At 34.7% G+C, this 1,460-nt stretch carries 2 protein-coding genes; both read right to left on the bottom strand.

The features are described 5' to 3' along the window. The coding region (locus Q0296_RS02800) for an HTH domain-containing protein (RefSeq protein ID WP_298036287.1) at positions 1 to 517 on the bottom strand (517 nt) is incomplete at its 3' end. 174 nt (positions 518 to 691) lie between these two features. Next, on the bottom strand, positions 692 to 1,460 hold a 769-nt coding region (locus tag Q0296_RS02795; protein WP_298036286.1), incomplete at its 5' end, for a hypothetical protein.

The following is a 1,460-nucleotide window of genomic DNA, read 5'->3' as shown; positions in this document are numbered from 1 at the left end:
AATTTTTAAGCTTGCCACTATCATCTGCCAGCAGGTACCAGACGCCATTGTTGTTTATCAGTCTGTATGGTTTTAGTGATCTAAATTTGGCGTTATAGGAGCACTCAACTATCTTATTTTTAATAATGGCAGCGCTTATCTCTTCAAACTCTTCTCTTGAAACTTGCAGGTCTTCAAAGCCTTGATTTTTGATGAGATAGGCCTTGTTTAGCTTCTCGTTTAAGACGTCGCTGATAAATTTATCGTCTAGATCCGGAAATAATGACTTCACTCCACTAAGTATGGCAAATGCCTGGATATCTTTATAGCTAAGCTTACCAAGTGCATAGTCAGCCAAAAAGTATTTGCCATTTGCTTTTTCTATGGGCAATACATTTAGTCGCTCAAAGTCTCTTAATATGGTTCTTTTGTTTACATTAAATTCCTCCGTGAGCTCATCTATGCTAAGTCTTGCTCCGTCATTTAGCTTTATTAAAATTTGAGCGAGCCTAAAGGCTATCTTGTCGTGAGAGTGCATCTTAAATCCTTTTAAAATTTTCGCTATTTTATCCTATAAGCACATTAGAATGAATTTGTGTTGAAAATTAATCGATGCTTAAATTAAATTTAAAATCGTATATATGTTTTATGCATAGTATTTACATTACATATTTTAAATAAAATTTAGTTACGCTGATAAGATTTTTTATCACTATCTTATAAAGTGTAAAACGATACTAATCACTGAAAGCAATAGCGAAGCTATGGCTATGATATAAATTTTTGTATCCTTTCTTGTTTGTAGGTTGCGTAAAATTTCAGTATTGGCCATTATGGCTTGTGCATTTTTAGTCATTAGCTTTTCTTGCTCTTGATCTAGTTGCCCCTTTTCATCCATATGCAAAAGCAGCTCACTTATCTTATTAGAATTGCTTTGTATAATTTGGCTTTGTTTCTCGTCTATCTGATGTTTTTTATCCAAGTTAGAGTAAATTTGGTCTATCTTATCATCAAGCCTTGCTTGACTTGCAGCAAATTTATCGGCTGCCTCTAAAATATCGCAAAATGCTCTCGCACTCTCATTGCTAAGCTTTGTGATGTTGCCATCTGCATCCTTTAGACCATTTTTAAAAAGAAAAGACATAGCTTGTTGTAGAGAACTTGAAAATTTACTTGTAAGCTGGGTAAATTTAATGGACTCTTGCACGATCTTGGATAACTCAAAAATGGCTTGATTTTGGCTGATTTGAGCTTTATTTGTTAAATTTATTCTATCTGATAACTTATCTTCCATGCTTTTACCTGCAAAGCCAAATGTTGCAAAATTTATTCCATCTGATCCGTCAGTCTCTACTGTGCTTGCTCTAACGGATAGCTCTTTGGCCTCCTTTATTTTTTCATTGGCATTATGGATATTTAAAAATATCTCCCTGGCTGAGATGAGAAGCTGTCTCTTATACACATCTCCGAGCCCACGAGAC

The sequence above is a fragment of the uncultured Campylobacter sp. genome, from assembly GCF_937890585.1.
GTDB lineage: Bacteria > Campylobacterota > Campylobacteria > Campylobacterales > Campylobacteraceae > Campylobacter_A.
This window is presented reverse-complemented; position numbering and strand designations above follow the sequence as displayed.